Consider the following 19,764-nt stretch of genomic DNA (forward strand, 5'->3'; position numbering starts at 1 on the left):
AATGACGGAGGGAATGAATTTGTATAATATGAAGGCTCGGAAAATAGGCAAAACGATTGACGAAATTGAGGAAGGTGACTCGTTATCGTTAACGGAATCGATCGAAGATAATCAGATTCTTTTGTATTTAGGTTTGACGAATGATGCTAACCCTTTATACATTCAACATGATTATGCAAAAGAAACTGAATATGAACAACCGCTTGTACCATCGATTATGTTGATGGGGATTATTACAAGTGCGATTTCAAAGCACTTACCAGGACCGGGTTCTCACGTGGTGAATTTCTCAATTAATTTTATTGATCCAGTTTTTCACTATGAAACACTGACTTTTGAATTTGAAGTAATCAAAGTAGATAAAATGAAAGATGTCGTGACCATCTCCGTTGAAGCAGTGGAAGCCACTGACAATGAAGAGAAGCGCATCTTGGATGCTGTGGTAATGGTGAAACCGCCACAAGCACAAATAGGAGATGAACTAAATGAATAATCAAGAAGCACGCGTGTATGGTTTGAATCGTTTTTACGGAAAAATTTATGCATTTTTAGCTTTAGGGATCGGAATTAGCGCGGTAATTTCTTACCTGTCCTTAAATACTTTTAGCTATCAAGTGGCAAACTTCATTAATAATTTCCCATTAGGCTTCTGGGGGATCTGGATCGCTGAGATCGCGTTAGTTGTTTTTCTAGGAGTAAAAGCACAAAAAAATCCAAGTTTGGCGATCGGCGGTTTCGTCGTATACTCCGCTTTGAATGGACTAACCTTGGCTGTCACATTACAGATGTATGATCTAGGTACAGTTACTCAAGCATTTGTTACAGCATCGGCAACTTTCCTAGTTATGTCGTTAGTCGGTTCCTTTACGAAACGTGATTTATCAGGAATTGGTAGAGCTGCATTAAGCTGTCTGTTGGGGATCATTATTGCGATGTTGCTGAATGTTTTTGTATTGCACAGCGGCGCGGTTGATTTCTTCATTTCTATCTTGATGGTAGTAATCATGTCGGGTATTACAGCATATGATAATCAAATGATTCGTAAGATATATCTCGGAACAAACGGTGAAGTAGGAAATGGTGTTGCTGTATTTATGGCATTGCAGCTGTACTTGGATTTCATTAATCTGTTTATTTCGTTTTTACGTATTTTTGGAAATAGCAAATAGAGGCGAGTGATCGTCTCTTTTTTTTGATATTTTTTTAGCTGATTAGACAATTTAGCTTCATTCTTTTCTTTTCGATGAATACTTTGTTAAAATGGAGCGTGGAGGACAACAAGTATAGTTGTGCGTATTGAGAATCAAACTAAATTATGTAAAAAATAGTATGCCAGTCTAGCTTTTTATAGTCTTTTAGAGACAGAGAATGTAAGTAAATCCATGTCTATCTTATTTCAAAAAAAATTTAGCTAGATGGTATACGTAGTGGAAATCAAACATTTTTATGCAATAAAAAAATACCTAAATAGGAATTAGGAGTCGAGGTTATGAGTGAAAAGAAATTATTATTAGTTGACGGAAATAGTGTAGCTTTCCGCGCTTTTTTTGCCCTGCATAATTCGTTGGAGCGTTTCAAAAATAAAAATGGCTTACACACCAATGCAATCTATGCTTTTAACAACATGTTTGAAAACGTGATGGATCGGGAGAAACCTACCCACGTTCTGGTTGCCTTTGATGCAGGAAATACAACATTTAGAACAGCAATGTATTCTGACTATAAGGGTGGTCGATCAAAGACTCCAGGTGAATTTCGCGAGCAAATGCCTTATTTGCGAGAATTGTTAGTCGGTTTAGGTGTAAAGCATTATGAACTAGATAATTACGAAGCGGATGATATTATCGGAACATTGGCTCATCAAGCAGCTGATGAAGGGTACGAAGTAGTTGTTTTATCCGGCGATCGTGATTTGACGCAATTAGCTACCGATAAGATTAAAGTTGATATTACGGTTAAGGGTGTTAGTGAAATTGAATCTTACACACCCGAACACGTAGCTGAGAAATACGATGGATTGACTCCAAATCAAATCATCGATATGAAGGGGCTAGCTGGAGATACTTCGGATAATTACCCAGGTGTTACAAAGGTCGGTGAAAAAACTGCCATCAAGTTGTTAAAACAATTCGGCAGTGTCGAAGGTGTTTACGAAAATATCGACGAGCTGAAGAAAAGTAAAATGAAAGAAAATCTGATCAATGATAAGGACCAGGCTTTTCTGTCAAAAGAATTAGCAACGATCAAATTAGATACACCAGTCGATATTTCCATTGATGAGCTGGTGTATAACGGCAAAGATTTGGATAAGTTGATTCCATTTTTCAAAGAAATGGATTTCAAAGGCTTTTTAAGTAAATTGAATGTTGAAGAAGAGGAAGTCGAGCTGGAAGATATCAAGTTTGAAGTTGTCACAGAGTTCACCCAAGACATGTTTGATACGGATTCCGCCTTATATGTTGAGATGCTGGAAGACAATTATCATATTTCTGATGTCGTAGGTGTCGCTTGGGGCACAAAAGAGAAAATCTATGTAACGAATGAATTGGCTCTATTTGAAAATGACGCATTCAAAAAGTGGTTAGAAACTGCAAATGGCAAAAAAGTCTATGACGCAAAACGGACATACGTTGCTTTGAATCGCTATATTACAAAAACAGAAGGCATCAACTTTGATGTTTTATTGGCAGCTTATTTATTGGATACTAATGACAACAGCAATGATATCGCTGGTGTAGCACAGTATTATGGCTACACTGAGATTCAAACTGACGAACAAATCTACGGAAAGGGCGCTAAGAAAGGTCTGCCAGAGGATGACGAAGCTTTCTTCGGACATTTAGCTCGTAAGATCAAAGCCATTCATTTCTTAAATGACAAACTCGAAAAAGAGCTTGAAGAAAAGAAACAGGATGATTTGTTCTATCAAATGGAATTACCGCTTTCGCGTATCTTGGCTGAAATGGAGATCGCCGGAATTACGGTTAATGCCCAAACATTACAGTCAATGCGCGGTGAATTCTCAAAACGTCTCCAAGAAATCGAAGAAAAAATCTATCAAGAAGCTGGTGAAGAGTTCAACATCAATTCACCAAAACAGCTGGGTGTAATTCTTTTTGAAAAGATGAATTTACCTGTCATCAAAAAAACTAAGACTGGTTATTCAACTGCTGTAGATGTTTTAGAGCAATTGCGCGAGCAAGCACCAATCGTGGAGCATATCTTGAATTACCGTCAGATTGCTAAAATTCAATCGACTTACGTTGAAGGATTATTAAAAGTAATTCAAAGTGATAATAAAATTCATACACGTTATATTCAAACCCTGACACAAACTGGACGCTTGAGTTCAGTTGATCCGAACCTGCAAAATATTCCGATTCGTTTGGAGGAAGGTCGAAAAATTCGGCAAGCTTTTGTTCCTCGCGATGAAGATTGGGTAATCTATTCTTCTGACTATTCTCAGATCGAGTTACGCGTTCTAGCACACATTTCGGGTGATGAGCACTTGAAACAGGCTTTCCGCGATGGAATGGATATCCATACCAGTACCGCTATGCGTGTCTTCAATGTTCCTGAAGATGAAGTGACACCGAATATGCGTCGAAATGCCAAAGCAGTGAACTTTGGAATTGTTTATGGAATTTCTGATTATGGGTTGTCACAAAACTTGGGAATCACGCGTAAAGCAGCACAAGAATATATTGATACCTATTTTGAGAACTATCCTGATGTGAAACGGTATATGGAGGAAAGCGTACGGGAGGCAAAAGATAAAGGCTATGCAGCAACGTTGTATAATCGTCGCCGCTATTTGCCGGATATTAACGCACGCAACTTCAATCTCCGTTCATTTGCCGAACGGACTGCTATTAATACACCAATTCAAGGTAGTGCCGCAGATATTTTGAAACTTGCGATGATCGAAATGGCGAAACGTTTGAAAGAAGAAAAATTACAAGCAACTATGTTATTGCAGGTACACGATGAACTAGTTTTCGAAGTGCCAAAAAGCGAACTAGATCAATTAGATAAATTAGTTAAAGAGGTTATGGAAAACACCGTCCAGCTAGATGTTCCATTGTTGACTGATAGCAATTGGGGGAAAACTTGGTACGAAGCAAAATAATAGAAAGCTGGGAGAAATTCCAGCTTTTTGGTTTAGGAGTGAGAGCAACATGCCAGAATTGCCAGAAGTCGAGACAGTCAGAAAAGGGCTAGTTTCTTTAGTTAAGGATAAAACGATCGCAAAGGTAGATGTTTATTGGCCGCGAATCATTGAGTTGCCAGAAGTGGAAATCTTTCAGCAGCAGTTAGTCGGTGAAACGATTGAAACAGTCGAACGCCGTGGAAAATATTTGATTTTTGAATTTACTCATTACGAAATGGTCTCACATTTACGGATGGAAGGAAAATACGAATATTTTAAACAACCGACGCCATTAGATAAACATAGTCATGTACGCTTTATTTTTACTGATGGAAGTGAGCTGGTTTATCATGATGTCCGGAAGTTCGGGCGGATGGCCTTATTGAAAAAAGGAACAGCAAAGGATTATAAAGGTCTGCTGCAATTAGGACCAGAGCCAACTGAGGCAGATTTTGATTTAGCTGATTTCAGAAAACAATTGAAAAAGTCTTCTACGATGATCAAACCGTTATTGTTAAATCAAAAAATCGTTGCAGGATTAGGAAACATTTATGTGGATGAAGTGTTATGGCTTGCTAAGATCCATCCAGAGCAGCCAGCGAATACATTGAGTTCACAAGCAGTACGTCGTTTACGTGATGCGATTATTGAAGTTATTACGAAGGCGAAAGAAGCTGGTGGAACGACGATTCGGACTTATTTGAATGCTTTAGGAGAGGCAGGGAAATTCCAACAAGAGCTCCATGTCTATGGTCAAACAGGGAAGCCTTGTTCTCGATGTGGTACACCGATCGTCAAAATAAAAGTTGCACAAAGAGGAACACATCTTTGTCCTCACTGTCAAAAAATAAAGAAGGTGTAGAGATGAGCTTCGTACTAGGTGTCACTGGCGGAATCGCCAGTGGGAAATCGACGGTGGTAGATTTTTTCAAAGAGAAAGGCTTTCCAGTTGTTGATGGAGATATCGTTGCGCGACAAGTAGTAGAGCCTGGGACTGAGGGATTAAGGGCTTTAGAAAAAGCTTTCGGTTCTGTCATCTTGCAAAATAATGGCAGTTTAGACCGTAAAAAATTAGGAAACTTGATTTTCCATGATGAAGCAAAAAGACAGTTGTTAAATGAAACGCTTGATCCATTTATTCGCGGAGAGATTGAAGGGCAAACTCAGGAAGCAAAACAATCGAGTGATTTGGTGATTGTCGATATTCCATTGCTTTTTGAAGGTCATTACGAGACAATGATGGATGAAGTGGCGGTGGTTTATGTTACACCAAAAATTCAGTTGGAACGCTTGATGAAAAGAAATGAACTCCCTAAAAACGAAGCTTTGGAACGAATCAACAGCCAGCTTTCTCTAGATGAAAAGAAAAAAAGAGCGGATATCCTATTTGATAACTGCCAATCACAAGAAACAACGCGTAAGCAAGTTTTGGATTGGATGAAGAAAAATAAATTTGTTTCTTAAAGAAATCGGCGTCGTAGCTTTACGACGCTTTTTTTAGGCGGCTGGTTATGGTAAACTCATGTTATATAAACAAATAAATAGTTCATTTCGAGTATTTTTTTGTTTTTAAAAAATTAATCTATATAACATAAAAAGTATTCATGTTTAATTAATGAATTTGAACAATAATATGAAAGTGCGGGTGAAATTATGCGTTGTCCAAGATGTAATCATAATAATTCTCGAGTAATTGATAGTCGACAAACTGATGACGGTCGAGCGATTCGCCGTCGTAGGGAGTGCGAAAGCTGCGGATTTCGCTTTACGACCTTTGAACGTATCGAAGCAGCACCGTTACTAGTTGTTAAACGAAATGGCGATCGTGAAGAATTCAGTCGCGATAAAATTTTGCGCGGGTTGATTCGTTCAGCAGAGAAACGTCCGGTCGCGATGGAGCAGATGGAGCAAATCGTGGATCACGTAGAAAATCGTGTCCGTAGTATGGGTGAAAATGAAGTTCCAACGAGTCAAATCGGAGAATTTGTCATGGAAGACTTGATGGAAGTTGATGAAATTGCTTATATTCGCTTTGCGAGTGTTTATCGACAATTTAAAGACATGTCTGTATTCTTGAAGGAATTACAGGAGATCGTTGACAAAGCCAAGTCAACGGATGAAGAGTAGGAGGCTTTTTTAGTGGCAGAAGAACTAAAACCCAGTACCTTTTATACGGTCTATGGTGAGCCACTGCTTGATCAAAGTAAACAAGATGCGCTGCTTTATTTGTACCAGCCGATCATCGGAAGTGTTGCTGCAAGTTTATACTTGACTTTAGTGAGTGATATTACTATTGAAGGTAAAAGTCCTAGCTTAATGCATACCGACTTATTGGCAGCGGTTGATACCGGGCTGATGAGTCTAGTAAAAGCGCGGGAACAGCTAGAGGGTATCGGCTTACTGGAAACGTATCAAAAAGCAGATGATGAGATTGGCATGAGCATGATCTATCATTTACGGTCTCCATTAATTCCAGAAAAGTTTTTTCAAGATCCATTGATGGCCTATTTGCTGATGGATAAGGTTGGTAAACACCGTTATGAACGTTTAGTTGAGCGCTTCAAGCCCAAAATGTTTGATAAAAATGAGTTTAAAAACATTACGAAACGTTTTCGCGATGTTTATCGCCTAGACGAAAAAGCTTTTGCCAGTCATAGCGAGAGCTTAGAGCAGACACAGGAAGAGTTTGCGGAAAAAACAGAGTTTGATTGGTCATTGTTTACTCAACAGTTAAGGCGGTTCAACCTGATTTTGAGCTATGAAGAACGTGAGAAGCTTCAAACGTTTCAGACATTATATGGGTTAAATGAGTTAGATTTAGCTGAATATGTTGCTAAAGCGACTGCTGGGGAGAAAGCCGGATTAAACTTTAATTATTTACGTCAGTTGATTAACAAGGAAAAACGACCCAAAGTCACTGCGAAGCCTAAAGAAGTACCAGTAGATGATAAAACAACCGCGAGCAGTTTTGCGCCGCAAGAACGAGAGATCATCGCTCAAAGTAAAAAAATCGCACCAGTTACTTTTTTACGTGCAATCAAACGTGAAAAGGGCGGATTTGAGACGAATACTGAAGTTCGTTTGCTGGAGGAACTGATCGGTCGGAACTTGTTGCCGAAAAGCGTCATTAACATCATCATCAATTATATTTTGGTGATTCAGAATCAAGCGGTAATCAATGCCAATTATTTGAATGCTATCGCTAATGATTGGGCTCAGAAAAAAATCAACACCCCAGAGGCGGCAATTACTCATGTGCGGGAAAACAATCAAAAATTAGTACGCAAACCACAAACAAGTCGTCCAAGTTATCAAAAGCGTGGAACAGGGCGTAAAGAAGCTCTGCCAGAGCATATCAAACAACCTCCGAAGGAAACCAAATTAACGCCTGAAAAAGAAGCGGAATTAAACCGTAAATTAGCGGAATATTTAAGTAAAGAAGGTGACGATTAATGGAAGATGTAGGAAAAGAATTGAATCGCATCATTAAAAGCCGTGGGGTTGATGGTCGTTACCGCCAAATGATGGAAGAAATTTTGGCCGATCCAGATGTTCGTCAATTCATTGAAGAACACAAAGAAAAACTAACGCAAGAAGATATTGAAAAATCTTTTGCTAAGCTGTATGAGTTTGTTCAAGAAAAGAAGAAATATTTGGCGGGCGATTCATCTATGATCGCGCCTGGCTACGAGCCGCAATTAAGCTTGAATTTTCACTTTATTGATGTGACCTATGTACCGACAGATGAGCTGCTGCGCTTGAAACGTGAAGAAGAAATTCGTAATCGTGTGAATTCATTGGACATGCCGAAAGATATTCGAAAAGCGTCTATTAGAACCTTTGAAGTCACTTCTGGTCGTAGTGAAGCGTTGGAGGCATCCTTAGATTTCATCAATCAGTATGAAGCGGCGCCTAAAATGTTTCACAAAGCGTTGTTCTTAGTTGGAGATTTCGGTGTTGGTAAAACCTATTTGCTGGGAGCAGTTGCACATGAGCTAGCTGTCAAAGGCTTTGAAACTACACTGTTGCATTTTCCCACCTTTGCTGGCGAAATGAAACAAGCGATCTCTAATGATAAAGTTGGACCTAAATTAGACGAAGTCAAACGTGCACCTATTCTAATGATTGATGATATTGGAGCAGACTCCATGAGTGCATGGATTCGTGATGAAGTATTAGGTGTAATCCTACAGCATCGAATGCAGGAGCAATTACCGACGTTTTTCTCTTCTAATTTCAATATGGATCAGTTGGAGCAACATTTATCTGTTACCCAACGGGGAGATGAAGAACCGTTGAAAGCCAAACGGATCATGGAACGTGTTCGTTATTTAAGTAAAGAGATTTGGGTGATTGGAGAAAATCGCCGAAATGGGTAAAAAAAGAAAAAATTCTTAGAAAAAGGCAAACGCCCTATTAAAAAGCGCTGTCATTCAGCTCTTTTTTAGGGCGCTTTTTTTAAGGAGTGTTATAATTATTTTTAGGATGTGAAAAAATGAACGCCAAAGATTTATCAATTCGATTACAAAAAGCAGCAGAATTTGTACCACAGGATGCACGACTTGCAGATATTGGTTCTGATCATGCATATTTACCAGTCGCTTTGATGCTGCAAGATAAAATTTCTTACGGAATCGCTGGTGAAGTAGTTGTCGGGCCTTACGAATCAGCGAAACGCCAAGTCGCGAAAAACGGATTAGAAAGTAAAATTGATGTACGTCTAGCAGATGGACTTGAAGCAGTAGATTTAAGTGATCAGGTTTCTGCAATCACGATTTGCGGTATGGGCGGTGTCTTGATTCGTGATATTTTACAACGAGGTAAAGAAAATAATCGTTTATCCGGCAAAGAGCGCTTAATTTTGCAACCAAATGTGGGGGAGCGGCAATTACGTCAATGGTTAGTTGCTGAAGGTTATACGATCACAGATGAGACGATCATTGAAGAAAATAATAAAATCTACGAAATAATTGTTGCAGAGAAATTTTTAGATACGCCGGAGTACTCAGATAGAGAGCTCTTCTTTGGCCCAGCCTTATTAGTAGAAAAAAGTCTGGTCTTTATTGAAAAATGGCAGCATAAACTTATTAAGACCGAAAATATATTAAACAGCTTGCGTCAAAGTGATCAGGATGTTTCAGAAAAAATCCGAGAAGTCGAACAAGAAATCGAATGGATCAAGGAGGTACTTGCAGATGCGGGGAAGTGAATTTATCCAACGTTTTAATCAGTATTGTCCCGAGTGGTTAGCTGAAGAAGGTGATCCAATCGGTTTGCACATTGGCACCTTGAATAAAGAGGTCGATCGGATCATGATGAGTTTAGATGTCCGGCCGGCTGTTGTTGCAGAAGCGATTGATAAAAAAATCGATTTGCTGATTGTTAAACATCCGCCGATCTTTCGTCCTGTGTCACGCTTAACGACTGACGATGTTCAGACCAAAATGTATGCTGATCTGATCAAGCATGACATTGCGGTATTTGCGGCTCATACCAACATGGATATTATCGAAAACGGATTGAACGATTGGTTTTGTGATGCGTTGGACGTATTAGACACAAAATATCTGATCCATACTCATACGGTTAAAATGAAAAAGCTTGCTGTGTACGTTCCTCATACGGATGCGAAAAAGATGCGTCAGGTGCTGGCTGAAGCAGGCGCTGGAGAGCAAGGCGATTATCAGGCGACTTCGTTTACTGTTAACGGTACAGGAAGATTTACGCCAAATAGTGAAGCAAATCCAACGATTGGTTCCGCAAATGTTCCAGAACAAGTTCAGGAAAGCAAAATCGAAGTGATTTTTCCTGAGACAAAACAGGCAGAAATCGAAGCTGCAATGTTAACTGCGCATCCTTATGAGGAACCTGCTTATGATATCTATCCGCTTGATAACCTTGCTGAAAACTACGGCATTGGTCGCGTTGGCAATCTAGCAAAAGCAATACCGACTGATGAGTTTATCGCAAAAGTGAAGGCAACGTTCCAGTTGGAAGGCTTACGGGTCGTTTATCCTCATACAGCAAAGAAAATGATCAAACGAGTAGCTATTTGCGGCGGAAGCGGTGAGAAATTTTATCGTGACGCGCTTGCAGCAAATGCTGACGTATATATTACGGGAGATGTCTATTATCATACGGCTCATGATATGCAGGAGACCGGCATGTTAGTCATTGATCCGGGACATTATATTGAGTCATTATGTAAAGAAAAAATGGTGGCTCTATTTGAACAATGGAAAAATGAAGAGGACTGGACAGTTGATTTCTTTGTGTCTGAGACGTCCACAAATCCTTTTTCATTTAAATAAATAGCATTAAAGGAGAGAGTAAGATGTACGAAAATTTATTACCGCGTTTTTTACACTATGTTAAGACAGAAACTCGTTCTGATGCGACAAGCACCACAACACCCACGACTCAAACACAGGTGGCCTTTGCCCATGAGCTGATGAAAGAACTAGAAGAAATCGGCATGAAGGATATTACCTATAATGAAAATAACGGTTATGTGATTGCCACTTTGCCAAGCAACCTTGACAAAGAAGCGCGGACTATCGGTTTTATCTCTCATATGGATACAGCAGACTTTAACGCTGAAGGAGTAAATCCTCAAATTGTTGAAAATTATGATGGCGAGTCTACTATCAAATTAGATGCCGACGGGAAATACACATTAAATGTAAAAGATTTTCCTAACCTGAAAAATTATGCTGGTCAAACACTGATCACAACAGACGGTTCAACATTACTTGGTTCTGATGATAAATCTGGGATCGCTGAAATTATGACTGCGATGGAATACTTGATCAATCATCCAGAAATCAAACATGGAGAAGTGCGTGTTGGTTTTGGTCCCGATGAAGAAATCGGAATCGGCGCGGACAAATTTGACGTAAAACAATTCAACACTGATTTCGCCTATACTATGGATGGCGGACCAATCGGCGAATTACAATATGAAACATTCAGTGCGGCACAAGCTGAGATCACGATGCATGGAAAGAATGTTCACCCAGGTACTGCCAAAAATACTATGATTAATGCACTGCAAATGGCAATTGATTTCCATAATCAACTGCCAGAAGGCGATCGTCCAGAAAAAACCGATGGACGCGAAGGGTTCTTCCATTTACTAGCTTTAGATGGAAATGTCGAAGAAGCGAAGATGACTTATATTATTCGTGACCACGACCGAGATAAATTTGAAGCGCGCAAACAAACAATCACTGATCTTCAAGCAAAAATGAACAGCCAATTTGATCAAGAACGTGTAGAAATTAATATGTATGATCAATACTACAATATGGGTGAAATCATTGAAAAAGATATGAGTGTCATCGATCTTGCGAAAGGTGCGATGGAGGAAGTTGATGTGAAACCTGTGATTGAACCTATTCGTGGCGGTACTGATGGTTCTAAAATTTCATTCATGGGTATTCCTACACCAAATATTTTTGCTGGTGCAGAAAATATGCACGGGCGCTTTGAATTCGTTTCATTACAAACGATGGAAAAAGCTGTTGACGTGATTGTGAAGATTATTGAAAATAACGCAAAATAGTATTTTTGAAAAAGCTTTGAGAAATCTTGAAGCTTTTTCTTTTTTTGCTCCCTAGCATGTGGTAGGCTATAGCAATAAAGAAAAAATGAGGCTAAAAAATTGAAATTATCAATCAATCGTAAATTGATTCTAAATATCTTTGTCTTCGCGGTAATGATCGGTGTTATTATTTTTGTTATTCGAGACTCGTTAAGCGATATTTTTACTGAACTGGGTAAAACTTCCTTGCCAGTGCTTTTGGGAGTAACAGGGCTAGGGGTCATCAGCCAAATAATCGAAGGATATACAATTAAGAATATTGCAGGTGAGTTCAATCCGGAGTTTACTGTCCGTGACGGATTTTTCGCTTCCGCATATGCGACATTTTATCGAGTGATTACGTTTGGAACAGGATCGATTGTTTCTGAAGTGATTTATTATCACAAAAAAGATCTGAAGTATTCAGAAGGGACGGGCACTAGCGCGTTACGGATGATCACCTACAAAATAGCATTGATCGTTTGGGCATTGGTTTTTCTGGTTGTGAAAAGCGACGCTATTCAAGAGCATATTGCTAACGGGATCTTTTTGGTCCTTGCAGGGATTCTAGTAACACTGCTGATTATTTCAAGCTTACTGGTGTTGAGTCTTAATATCAATGCACAAGTTTTGTTAGTAATTATCTGCAATCGTCTATTTAAGCGACAAAAATTGAGAGATATTGTAGATAAGGTAAACAATCAAGTTTATTCCTTACGAGGTGCAATCCAAGCCTTTATTCGTGACCGCAATTCTGTCATTCGCGTCTTTTTCTCAAATATGGCAAAATTAGTTGTTTGGTATGTCTTGCCTTTTTTCATTTTAGTACAAGATCATCCTGATATCGATATTTGGCTGACTGTTGCACTGATTAGCTTCACGGTGATTATCGGTGGCGTGTTGCCAGCTCCTGGTGGGATTGGTGGCTTTGAGTTTGTTTACGTGCTGCTTTTCCGGAATGTGGTTGGCAGAGTGGATGCAGTGTCCTCTTTACTACTATATCGATACGCCACCTATTTACTGCCATTTTTAATTGGGATGATTTATGTGTTGGTTAACAAACAACGTCAAATCAATCATGAGATCAGAGAAGCAAAAAAAGAAGCCAATGAGTGAAATCATCAACTTCATGTGTAATCAAAAAGATCCAAGTTCAGAATCTGAGCTCGGATCTTTTTCTTTGAAATTTTTAGTAATGCACAACAAGTTTTCCAATCATTTTATCTTCTTCTACAAATTGATGGGCTTGATAGAAAACTTCTGGAGTAAATCCAGGAATTATCTTAGTCAATGTACTTTTGATTTTTTTCTCTTGTAATAATTGAACAAGCAGTTCTAAAATTGCTCCTTGGGAAGCGATGTTATAATCATAGTCCGTCTTAGCAAACATGTATTCCCAATCAAAACTGCCTGATTTATTTTTCAGTTTTGCCAAGTTCAAATCTTTGCTGGACTCAACGATTGAACCGAGATGACCGAAAGGCTGTAACAGCTCGCTCATTTCTTCAAAATAGCGATCGGTCGAATGAAGAATCAAAATATAGGGTAATGATTGGTATCCGATTTTTTTTAATTGTTTGGTCAAATCTTTATGGTGATCGATGATATGATCAGCGCCCATTTTTTCGGACCATTCCTTGCTTTCCTTGCGAGAAGCTGTTGTGATAACAGTCAAGCCAGACCATTTCGCTAATTGAGTAGCGACAGAACCAACACCGCCAGCACCATTAATGATTAAGATCGTTCCCTCGTTTTGTTGTTCTTCAGCAATTAAGCCCATTTTTTCAAACAGCATTTCATATGCGGTAATGAAGGTCAAAGGCATTGCCGCCGCTTCATCGGTTGAAATCTCATTCGGTAATTTTGCGACGATTCGGGAATCAACTACTTGATTCTCACTATAACTGCCGAATCTTTTAGTGGTACCGGCAAACAGAACCCGATCTCCAATTTCAAAGTCCTTAACGTCATTACCTAACTGGGTCACAATGCCAACGCTGTCAAAACCTAAGACATGGGGTTGAGGGGTGCCTTTACCAGTTTGTCTTAATTTTGTGTCCACAGGGTTGATAGAAGTCGCCATATTTTTTACGACAAGGTCAAATTTTTCTAATTTAGGAAGCATAACTTCATATGTTTCAAAATGGTTTCCACTTGAAAGTTTAAAACCCTTTTCAAAGCCAATCACGCGTGAAATCATTGAATCACTCTCTTTCTAGTAATGAAAGAATTGTAGCATTATTTTGTTTTTCTTCATAATAATAAACTTTGATTTTGATGAGTTTATTGTTTGACCTTTACTGACCAAAGTTATATACTAGATTGTGTAAAATATTATTATGTCGGAGGTATGTTTATGAATATCGAAAAAATGACGACAACTTTACAAGAGGCGATCGCTGAAGCACAACAGATCGCAGTAACGAGACATCATCAAGAAATCGATATCGCCCATGTATGGAAGATATTTTTACAGCCTAATCATTTTGGTCGCAACTTCTATACAGATGCTGGGATCGATGTTGATCAATTTGAACGTGAAGTGGATAGAGCATTAGATGAATATCCGACCGTCAGCGGCGGCAATGTTCAATATGGTCAGAACATTAGTCAGAATCTTTTTAATCTATTAAATGAAGCTGACAAACTACGTGAAAAATTTCAAGATGATTTCTTATCAACTGAAATCATCATTTTGGCGTTAATGAAGTTAAAAAATTATTCTTTAACGAAGTATTTGAATAAGCAGGGGTTAAACGAAAAGGATGTCCAAAAGAATATTGAAGAAATGCGGGGAGGGGATCGAGTGACCTCACAAAATCAAGAAGAAACCTATAAAGCATTAGAAAAATATGGTGTTGATTTAGTTCAGCAAGTGAAAAATGGAAAACAAGATCCAATCATCGGCCGCGATGAAGAGATTCGTGATGTGATTCGGATTCTCTCAAGGAAAACCAAAAACAATCCAGTCTTGATTGGTGAGCCAGGTGTTGGTAAAACCGCTATCGTTGAAGGTCTGGCACAACGAATCGTTCGGAAAGATGTGCCAGAAAACCTAAAAGATAAAACAGTGTTTTCACTGGATATGGGCTCATTAATCGCCGGAGCGAAATTCCGTGGTGAATTTGAAGAAAGACTCAAAGCTGTCTTAAAGGAAGTAAAAAAATCCGATGGAAGAATCTTGCTGTTTATTGATGAGATTCACAACATAGTTGGAGCTGGAAAAACAGAAGGCAGCATGGATGCTGGGAATATTTTAAAACCAATGTTAGCTCGCGGAGAATTGCATTTGATTGGTGCTACAACTTTAGATGAATATCGCTTATACATGGAAAAGGACAAGGCGTTAGAACGTAGATTCCAAAAAGTTTTGGTAAAGGAACCGACCGTTGAAGACACGATCAGTATTTTACGAGGATTGAAGGAACGCTTCGAAATTCACCATGGAGTAAATATTCATGATAATGCTTTGGTTGCTGCAGCTACATTATCTGATCGCTATATTACCGACCGCTTCTTACCAGATAAGGCAATTGACTTAGTGGATGAAGCCAGTGCCAGCATTCGTGTGGAAATGAACTCAATGCCGACTGAGCTTGATCAAGTTACCCGTCGATTGATGCAACTAGAGATTGAAGAAGCCGCTTTGAAAAAAGAAAGTGACGATGCCAGCAAGAAACGGTTAGAAAGCTTGCAGGAAGAATTGGCAGATCTTCGTGAGGAAACCAATGCCATGAAATTGCAATGGGAAACAGAGAAAGAAGAAGTCAATGTCGTTTCGAATAAGCGTGCAGAAATCGATCAAGCGAAGCACGAATTAGAAGATGCAGAAAACAATTACGATTTAGAACGAGCTGCGGTTCTTCGTCATGGTACGATACCTGACTTAGAAAAAGAACTAGCCGAGCTAGAAGAAAAGAACCAGAAGAACGACATCAAAATGGTGCAGGAATCGGTGACTGAAAATGAAATTGCCCAAGTAGTTGGTCGATTAACAGGAATTCCTGTGACTAAATTGGTAGAAGGTGAACGGGAAAAGCTATTAAGCCTGAATAGTACATTACACAAGCGTGTAATTGGACAAGATGAAGCTGTGGACGCTGTAAGTGACGCCGTATTACGCTCACGTGCAGGTCTGCAGGATCCAAATCGTCCGCTTGGCTCATTCCTGTTCCTAGGTCCTACCGGTGTTGGTAAAACGGAACTTGCTAAAGCTTTAGCAGAAAATTTGTTTGATTCAGAAGATCATATGGTAAGGATCGATATGAGCGAGTACATGGAGAAGCATTCAGTGTCGCGGCTAGTCGGAGCGCCTCCAGGTTACGTCGGTTATGAAGAAGGCGGACAACTAACAGAGGCTGTTCGGAGAAATCCTTATACGATTATCTTGTTGGATGAAATTGAAAAAGCCCACCCTGATGTTTTCAACATATTGTTGCAGGTTTTAGATGATGGACGGTTAACTGATTCTAAGGGACGTCTCGTAGATTTCAAGAATACCGTATTGATTATGACCAGCAATATTGGTTCACAAGTTCTGTTAGATGGTGTGACTCCAGAAGGGAAAATTCCTGAAGCTACCAAAGAACAAGTCCTAAGTATGTTACGAGGACATTTCAAACCAGAATTCTTGAATCGAATCGACGATACAATCCTGTTTACACCGTTAAGCTTAGAAGATGTGAAGGGAATTGTAGAGAAGATCGTACAACATCTGTCTCATCGTTTGGAAGAACAAGAAATTCAATTGGACATCACAGAAGATGCTAAAAGCTGGATTGCAGAGAAGGCTTACGAGCCGCAGTATGGGGCACGTCCGCTGAAACGTTTTATTACACGAGAAGTAGAAACTCCGTTGGCAAAAGAAATAATTGCCGGTCGAGTAATGCCAAAAACAAAGGTTTCCATTGAATTGTTTGATGACCAATTAGTTTTTCAAAATCAACCAATTGAAGAATAAAAATAGTTACCTGACGAAAATAATAAAAAGATAAGAGCGGAACAGTTATTGTGTTTAAAACTGTTTCGCTTTTTATGTGAGCTTTTTACAATTAATTGACATTACTACAGAAATCAAGTGTCTTTAAATAGAAACATAACAACTATTACATTACACATATTACGATGTAATGACAAATTAGTGAATTTGTGGTGTTTAAATTGTTTGTTAATTGTTCTTGGATTATACTTTTAAAGTAACTAAAAATGAAGAGCTCGTAAAGGTTTCTTGGAGGTATATAATGAACCAGTTTAAAACTCGTACCGAAAAATATAATTATATAAGAACACAGAAAAAAGAAAAACGTATAAAAGCTGCAAAGAGAACCGTCCCTTTATTAGGAACAGCGATGATTTTCTCTCCGGCTGCTTTAAGTATGAACACTGTCAATGTAAATGCGGCTGAAATGGGACAGACACAAAATCAATCAGCTTTCATTGAGCAATTAGGAGCTTCTGCAATGCAAGTATCTGCATCCAATGATTTGTATGCGTCTATCATGGTTGCCCAAGCGTTGGTAGAAACAGGTTTTGGAACTTCCCAGCTATCAGCGGCACCTTATTACAATTTGTTTGGTGTTAAGGAATACAGCGGCGGAGCATCAGTAACGATGAGTACTCAAGAATATCTGAATGGTCAATGGGTAACAATGAATGAACCATTTGCTGTATATGGTAGTTATGCGGAGTCTTTCCAGGCCCATGCAAGTCTTTTGACTGGTTCTTATTATGCGGGGGCCCGCAAGAGCCATACGAACAGTTATCAAGATGCGGCGGTTTACTTAACAGGCCGTTATGCAACAGATCCTGGATATGCTGGTAAGCTGATTTCTTTGATCCAAAACTACAACTTGACCCGGTTTGATACGCCAGGGGCAGGTACGGCGATCCAAACAACTGGAGAACAAACTCAACAATCTGGCTATGGGGATCAAAGTGCACAACAAACAACTGCTTCATCACAAGCGAGCGGTCAATCCTATACGGTTCAATCAGGTGATTCAATCTGGGGAATCGCTGAGAAGTTTGGTATTAGTGTTGATCAGCTATTAGCAGACAACGGCTGGAGTTCTGAATCAACAATTATGCCAGGCGATACAATCGTTATTTAACTTATCGAAGATGGAACAGGTTGTTCCATTTTTTTGTGGATTCAACGAATGTGCATTTTAAATTAAATGCTAATTCATCTTAATAAATACGCTGTTTCCTCAGATAATATGTATAATGAGGGTATTACATATTTACATAAGCTTATTTTTTAGATGAATCTGCAGAGAATATCGTCTTACATTTAAAGCAAAACAGTTGCTTTAATTGGATTTCAAAGAGACTAGTAGAGATCGTTAAGAAAACTGTTAGTATGCTGAACTAAAAGTCGAAATTCTCGCATCTTTTCTCATTATTCGTTAAGATAACTTACATAAGGTAAGAAATGGAGCGAGGAAAAATGACAAAAATTTACAATTCAATTCTGGATACAATTGGCGAAACACCTATCGTGAAACTTGGAAACATGACGACCGATGAGATGGCTCAGATTTATGTTAAAGTTGAATCATTTAATCCTGGCGGCAGCGTAAAAGATCGGATCGCGTTGCGAATGATCGAAGATGCAGAGAAGAACGGCAAGTTGAAATCTGGAATGACGATTATCGAACCAACATCAGGAAATACTGGTATTGGATTAGCGATGGTAGGAGCTGCGAAGGGATATCCTGTCACTTTAGTCATGCCCGAAACAATGAGCATTGAACGCCACAAATTGATGCAAGCTTATGGCGCAAATTTAGTTCTAACTCCTGGTTCAGAAGGCATGAAGGGAGCAATCGCAAAGGCTAAGGAATTAGCAGATGAAAATGGCTGGTTCGTTCCGGCACAATTCGATAACCCAGCAAATCCGAAAGTCCATGAAGAAACAACAGCAAGAGAAATTGTTAACGCTTTTGAAAAGAATGGATTGGATGCTTTTGTTGCAGGCGTCGGTACAGGTGGTACAATTACTGGTGTTGGAAATGAATTGAAGCGGATGTATTCAGATATCAAAATATATGCAGTTGAGCCAGAGGAATCTCCGGTTTTAGAAGGTGGTCAATCTGGACCGCATAAGATTCAAGGGATTGGTGCTGGTTTTGTTCCAAGCATCTTAAATACGAAAATTTATGATGAAGTTTTACCAGTAAAAGGCAGCGATGCGATGGAAACTGCGCGTGAAATCGCGAAAAAAGAAGGAATTCTTGTAGGAATATCTTCTGGTGCCGCGTTGTTTGCAGCAATCGAGGTCGCAAAAAAAATGCGTCCTGAACAAAAAGTATTAGTTTTATTGCCGGATAATGGTGAACGCTATTTGTCTACCGAATTATTTCAATAAAACCAATAAGTTTATGAAAATTATTAATTTTTGAATCCAACTAGTATTTCCCCTCAGATAATAGTATCATTTTAATAGAGAATCAAAACAGGAGGGGCTTATATGGTAAATGAGGCAGTTGATCAAGCGGTCAAGGAATTGAAGGCCGGCGGAGTCAGGATTACCCCACAACGTTATGCCATTTTAGAGTATTTAATTGAGTACCGTAATCATCCAACAGCTGACGAGATTTTCCGTTCGCTAGAAAGCCGCTTCCCGAACATGAGTGTGGCTACAGTGTATAACAATCTTAGAAAATTCGTTGAGATTGGTATTGTTCAAGAGATGAATTACGGTGATGCGGCAAGTCGCTTTGATTTCACGAATAAGCAGCATTATCATGCGATATGTACTGAATGTGGAAAAATTGTGGACTTTTTCTATCCGGGCTTAGAAGATGTTGAGATGGCATCAAGTAAATTGACCGGTTATCAAATCACTAAACATCGTTTAGAAGTTTATGGCTTATGTCCAGATTGTCAAAAAAAAGCTGAGGAATAATTCCTCGGCTTTTTTTGTTTTCATCTAAAATAACAAGAGATCAGTTTTATCAAATGAGAAAAATCACATAAAAATCCGGTAACGTTTGCATTAATTTTTATTAAAAGAACTGTTTGAAGAGAA

General features: G+C 39.0%; 17 protein-coding genes. 16 read left to right on the top strand and 1 reads right to left on the bottom strand.

Translation table 11 applies throughout. The features are described from left to right. Positions 1–13 precede the first annotated feature (13 nt). The 12 genes from E6139_RS09970 (at position 14) to E6139_RS10025 (ending at position 12,848) form a co-directional block, all read left to right on the top strand. Complete coding sequence (locus E6139_RS09970; RefSeq protein WP_316402967.1) at positions 14–493, top strand: MaoC/PaaZ C-terminal domain-containing protein; 480 nt, start codon at positions 14–16, stop codon at positions 491–493. Then, the gene (locus E6139_RS09975; RefSeq protein WP_316402914.1) at positions 486–1,169 is read left to right on the top strand and encodes a Bax inhibitor-1/YccA family protein; all 684 of its coding nucleotides are present in this window, start codon (positions 486–488) and stop codon (positions 1,167–1,169) included. The genes E6139_RS09970 and E6139_RS09975 overlap by 8 nt, the downstream gene beginning before the upstream one ends. A gap of 320 nt (positions 1,170–1,489) precedes the next feature. Then, positions 1,490–4,129 carry a DNA polymerase I gene (polA, locus tag E6139_RS09980; RefSeq protein WP_316402915.1) on the top strand — a complete coding sequence of 880 codons (2,640 nt, stop codon included), beginning with the start codon at positions 1,490–1,492 and terminating at the stop codon, positions 4,127–4,129. Between the two features lie 49 nt (positions 4,130–4,178). Next, positions 4,179–5,012, top strand: a complete 834-nt coding sequence (mutM, locus tag E6139_RS09985) for a DNA-formamidopyrimidine glycosylase (protein WP_316402916.1) — start codon at positions 4,179–4,181, stop codon at positions 5,010–5,012. Between the two features lie 2 nt (positions 5,013–5,014). Then, positions 5,015–5,614 carry a dephospho-CoA kinase gene (gene coaE, locus E6139_RS09990; protein ID WP_316402917.1) on the top strand — a complete coding sequence of 200 codons (600 nt, stop codon included), beginning with the start codon at positions 5,015–5,017 and terminating at the stop codon, positions 5,612–5,614. A gap of 189 nt (positions 5,615–5,803) precedes the next feature. Continuing rightward, positions 5,804–6,277, top strand: a complete 474-nt coding sequence (gene nrdR / locus E6139_RS09995; RefSeq protein ID WP_316402918.1) for a transcriptional regulator NrdR — start codon at positions 5,804–5,806, stop codon at positions 6,275–6,277. A 12-nt stretch (positions 6,278–6,289) separates the two neighbouring features. Further along, positions 6,290–7,603 carry a DnaD domain protein gene (locus tag E6139_RS10000; RefSeq protein WP_316402919.1) on the top strand — a complete coding sequence of 438 codons (1,314 nt, stop codon included), beginning with the start codon at positions 6,290–6,292 and terminating at the stop codon, positions 7,601–7,603. Then, entirely contained in the window at positions 7,603–8,529 is a 927-nt protein-coding gene (dnaI, locus tag E6139_RS10005; protein ID WP_316402920.1) for a primosomal protein DnaI, read from the top strand. The genes E6139_RS10000 and dnaI overlap by 1 nt, the downstream gene beginning before the upstream one ends. 116 nt (positions 8,530–8,645) lie before the next feature. Beyond that, positions 8,646–9,359, top strand: coding sequence for a tRNA (adenine(22)-N(1))-methyltransferase TrmK (locus E6139_RS10010; protein ID WP_316402921.1), 714 nt, complete (start codon positions 8,646–8,648; stop codon positions 9,357–9,359). After that, positions 9,340–10,461 carry a Nif3-like dinuclear metal center hexameric protein gene (locus E6139_RS10015; protein WP_410470521.1) on the top strand — a complete coding sequence of 374 codons (1,122 nt, stop codon included), beginning with the start codon at positions 9,340–9,342 and terminating at the stop codon, positions 10,459–10,461. The genes E6139_RS10010 and E6139_RS10015 overlap by 20 nt, the downstream gene beginning before the upstream one ends. Positions 10,462–10,484: 23 nt before the next feature. Beyond that, positions 10,485–11,714, top strand: coding sequence for a peptidase T (gene pepT, locus E6139_RS10020; protein ID WP_316402923.1), 1,230 nt, complete (start codon positions 10,485–10,487; stop codon positions 11,712–11,714). Between the two features lie 99 nt (positions 11,715–11,813). After that, the gene (locus tag E6139_RS10025; RefSeq protein WP_316402924.1) at positions 11,814–12,848 is read left to right on the top strand and encodes a YbhN family protein; all 1,035 of its coding nucleotides are present in this window, start codon (positions 11,814–11,816) and stop codon (positions 12,846–12,848) included. 73 nt (positions 12,849–12,921) lie between these two features. On the opposite strand, the gene E6139_RS10030 is transcribed toward E6139_RS10025, so the two are convergent. Beyond that, positions 12,922–13,932 carry a zinc-binding alcohol dehydrogenase family protein gene (locus E6139_RS10030; RefSeq protein WP_316402925.1) on the bottom strand — a complete coding sequence of 337 codons (1,011 nt, stop codon included), beginning with the start codon at positions 13,930–13,932 and terminating at the stop codon, positions 12,922–12,924. Positions 13,933–14,088: 156 nt separating this feature from the next. On the opposite strand from E6139_RS10030, the gene clpB reads away from it, so the two are divergent. The 4 genes from clpB to E6139_RS10050 all read left to right on the top strand — a co-directional run bounded on the left by clpB (position 14,089) and on the right by E6139_RS10050 (position 19,641). After that, entirely contained in the window at positions 14,089–16,692 is a 2,604-nt protein-coding gene (gene clpB, locus E6139_RS10035; RefSeq protein ID WP_316402926.1) for an ATP-dependent chaperone ClpB, read from the top strand. 280 nt (positions 16,693–16,972) lie between these two features. Beyond that, positions 16,973–17,842 (top strand): glucosaminidase domain-containing protein, encoded by an 870-nt coding sequence (locus E6139_RS10040; RefSeq protein ID WP_316402927.1) that lies wholly within the window; start codon positions 16,973–16,975, stop codon positions 17,840–17,842. A 338-nt stretch (positions 17,843–18,180) separates the two neighbouring features. Then, complete coding sequence (gene cysK, locus E6139_RS10045) at positions 18,181–19,101, top strand: cysteine synthase A (RefSeq protein WP_316402928.1); 921 nt, start codon at positions 18,181–18,183, stop codon at positions 19,099–19,101. A 102-nt stretch (positions 19,102–19,203) separates the two neighbouring features. Next, a complete protein-coding gene (locus E6139_RS10050) occupies positions 19,204–19,641 on the top strand; it encodes a Fur family transcriptional regulator (protein ID WP_316402929.1) in 438 nt (145 codons plus the stop codon). Positions 19,642–19,764 lie beyond the last annotated feature (123 nt).

Source organism: Enterococcus sp., assembly GCF_032555305.1.
In the GTDB taxonomy this organism is placed as follows: domain Bacteria; phylum Bacillota; class Bacilli; order Lactobacillales; family Enterococcaceae; genus Enterococcus_A.